This window comes from Gammaproteobacteria bacterium (assembly GCA_003696665.1).
Lineage (GTDB): Bacteria > Pseudomonadota > Gammaproteobacteria > Enterobacterales.
On record RFGJ01000030.1, the window covers coordinates 1 to 2,492 of the forward strand.

Here is a 2,492-nt window from a genome sequence, read left to right on the forward strand (position 1 = left end):
ACCCGCCGACAACGTGGCCGACACGGTTTCACTGCCAGCATTGGAACTGTCCCCCTTGGCAACCAATTGTCCTTTATAAAAGATATACACATCTGGGTCGCTGCCCGCCGGCCCCGTGACCGAGATCTGATAGGTGCCAGAGGACGAGACATCAAGCCGCGCAAAGCGTCGTACAGACAGCTTGTTGTACGCACCTGTGTTACTCGACTTAAACGCATTGGTACTGCACAAAGTGGTCGGTGTGCCAACGACGAGCGGAGTATAAACAGGCAACACATCTTGTGTATTGCCTGCATCATTCGTCTCTCCGGTGCCCCACTCATCGCTACCAAAAACGCCCCGGTCATTCAGTAAGGCCGTAATCGCCGACGCCGCAGCACTTTGTTCGGCCTTCAACGCTGACGCAAAGCTGAAAATGGACGTCAGCGCCAAGGTGTCTTTTTGTGCCCCTCTCATCACCTGATAGATCGGGGCAAACCCAAGGCTCACATTATCCGCACCATCGACGGCATCGTCATAGAAATCCCACAACAAGGCCTGCACCGTCGATTCGCTAAACCATCCCGGCTGCGTCCCGCCATCATCCGTTTCGACATTAAAGTGAAAACCTGACGATTGCTGATTGCCCATGGTATCAAAATAGACCGGATCATCAGTGGCAATGGCCGACCAGCCATTGCCCCATCCTTCGCCAAAGGCCACTCGAGGGTCTAATCGGTCGTTACCACCATGGGCGCCGCCGATAGAGTCGGATCTGGACATCACATCCTCAAAGTAGTGTCCCCATTCATGAATGATCACATGATTGTCGTATTCATCGGTGTCGCTATTCTCACTCCCAAGAATAAATAGCTCCTGCGAGGCACTGCTGTAGTGAGAAGTCCCAATCTGACCTTGGGTCACGTCTCCATTTGACGCCACGTTATTGACACTCCAGTTCATCTTAAGCGGTGGGAGCACCACGTTGGGGTCGGCGGTCAAAATTTTCTGTATCGCGATGTACGCATCATACAATACCGCAAAAGGAGCAGCCTCGCGCGGGCTCGTGTAACCTGAGCCACCCCAGCCCGAGCTAGCATGCAGGTTTTGGACTGCCCCACTTCCCGAATTAAAGACTTTACTGTCTAATACATACAGTGCCTGTCCATTGGTATTGTCCACCACCCGAACATCCCAGGCGGGCGTACCGGTTTGCACCATTTCTGCCTTGACACGAATGAACATGTCCGTGCTGGCTGGAACCATCAGCGAATAATTGCCGTTAGCGTCTGTTTTGCCGCTCGCCAACACGGTTTTGTTAGAGATTGCTTCAACAGTCGCCAGCGGAATCCCCACCTGCTGGGTGCTGCCGTAGTCCAGACCAACCCCAGAAGCATTGGCAGGCACCAAGTCAAAGGTGGCCTTACCCGAAACCGTCACAGCCGGGCTGACGGTGATGGTGACACTGGCAGTGTCGGTTGCCCCTTCATTATCGGTGACGGTCAATTGAAATGTCAGGGCAGTGTCCTGATTGACCACCGGCGCATCAAAACTGGCTTGGACACTGGTCGCGTTATTAATGGCGACTGCAGGGCCGGCCGTTTGTGTCCATTGGTAGGCGACGATAGTCCCATCCGGGTCATTAGACTGTGAGCCATCTAAGGGCACTGCTGCGGTACCGCTGCCAACAGTCGTATCAACACCTGCATCGGCCACGGGCGGCGTATTGAGCCCGGGTACCGGGTTCACCGTCACGGTCACAGTGTCTTGGGCGCTGGCGCCTCGGTCATCGGTTACTGTCAGCTCAAACGTCAATGTCGTCACACTGCTGACCGATGGTGAAGTGAACGAAGGTGTTGCCGTACTGGCGCCAGAAAGCGTCACATTCGGCCCTGCAGTCTGCGCCCATGACCAAGTGGCAATGGTACCATCCGGATCGCGCGATTGACGCCCATCCAGTTGGGTCAACACCTGTTCGTCCACTGAAAAGTCCGCACCCGCATCTGCGATTGGCATCTGGTTCGTCGTATTGACGGTCACCACCACATCATCGGAGGCCGTCGCGCCGTCATCATCGGTCACCGTCAAACGAAAAGTTAAAGTCAGCGTGCCTTGCGCCACATCTGGGGCGACAAACGTGGTGCTGGCACTATTCGGCGATGACAATGTGACCGTTGGCCCGTCAATTTGCGACCATGCATAGGCTGTCACGGTGCCGTCGGAGTCGGTTCCCGCACCTGACAACGTCACCGTTTCCTTTTCGTTGACCGTCATATCTGGCCCAGCATCTGCCGTGGGCGGTTGATTCGCGGGCTCAGAAGAACCCCCGCCGCCACCACAGCCGACCAAGCACAACACCGTCAGCAACACCAGCCATTTCACCTTCATCACGCCACCAACCCCTCGGTTTTTCCTAGTACATATGGCCCGAGTATAAAGCAAAACAATGTCTATTCGTTATGAAATATTCACGTTTTTCCGTATCTGGCGCCAATTATGTGTCATCCACTTTG

General features: G+C 54.8%; 1 protein-coding gene. It reads right to left on the reverse strand.

What is annotated here, in order from left to right; all coding sequences use genetic code 11:
- A partial coding sequence (locus D6694_00755) for a hypothetical protein (GenBank protein RMH48222.1) occupies window positions 1-2,367 on the reverse strand: 2,367 nt, incomplete at its 3' end.
- Window positions 2,368-2,492 lie beyond the last annotated feature (125 nt).